This is a genomic window from Aliidongia dinghuensis (assembly GCF_014643535.1).
In the GTDB taxonomy this organism is placed as follows: Bacteria; Pseudomonadota; Alphaproteobacteria; order ATCC43930; family CGMCC-115725; genus Aliidongia; species Aliidongia dinghuensis.
Genome location: NZ_BMJQ01000081.1, coordinates 1 through 542 on the forward strand (window position 1 = coordinate 1; position 542 = coordinate 542).

A 542-nucleotide genomic window follows, 5' to 3' on the forward strand; every position below is an offset into this window, starting at 1 on the left:
TAGCCCACCACCCAGCGACCCAGGAGCCGCCGGGCCCTGCGGTAGGCCTCGCGCTTGCTCTCCGCCGTCACCGTGAGGGGGCCTTCGGGGGTCTCGGCGCTGGCCAGGTAGGGCCCCTGGGGGGTGCGGGCCGCGCTGGGGGCCCCATACGCGTCCCATCCGTCGACGATTTGCCGGGCGATAAGTTCCAACAGGGCCTCCTCCCAGGCCTCGGGGGGGAGTTCGCGCACAGGCCGCCGGTACTGCCGCTCCAGGAACGTGCAGAAGGGGCCCAACTCGGGGTGGCGCTCGGGGTGGGAAAACTCCCCGGCGTGCTCCCGCAGCGCCCGGGCCAGCCGCCGGATCATGCCCCACCCCGCTGCAGCCACTCCCCCAGGGTCCGGGGGCGGCCTTCCTTGGCCTCCTCCTCGGACACGTAGAGGTAGACGTTGGCCCCCAGGGGCCTCTTGGGCCAGTCCTCGAGGGCCTTCCGCCAGGGGGGGGCCTTCCACTGCCCCTCGGGGCTCCTCAAGTGGGTGTCCCCCCACGCCTGTTGCACCCGC

1 protein-coding gene is annotated in these 542 nt (G+C 73.6%); it reads right to left on the bottom strand.

What is annotated here, in order from left to right; genetic code table 11:
* Positions 1-347, bottom strand: a 347-nt coding sequence (locus tag IEY58_RS34220; protein ID WP_189052667.1) for a hypothetical protein, incomplete at its 3' end; no start/stop codon positions are given.
* Positions 348-542: the final 195 nt, after the last annotated feature.